Raw genomic sequence first — 231 nt, 5'->3', positions numbered from 1 at the left:
CCCTACCACATCGAGCAGGACCCGTCGGCCCCGCGCGACCCGCTGCCCGACGGCGCCAGCTTCAAGCGCCAGTACGCCCCGCACCAGATCGGCGGGGGCTTTGCCGAAGGCGGCGTGGTATCGATGCAGAGCAGCGCCTACGGCGTGGCCGATGACGGCACCCCGGTCTGGCAAGGCGACCCGAACGGCCTGGGCGTGCCCGGCGCCGCCCCGGCCCAGCCCATGAGCGCG

1 protein-coding gene is annotated in these 231 nt (G+C 74.9%); it reads left to right on the top strand.

The window, feature by feature from the left end:
• Positions 1-231 (top strand): transglutaminase-like family protein (locus tag HA630_RS27255; RefSeq protein ID WP_166832234.1); only part of this gene is annotated, 231 nt, incomplete at both ends.

This window comes from Aquabacterium sp. A08 (assembly GCF_011742065.1).
This window is presented reverse-complemented; position numbering and strand designations above follow the sequence as displayed.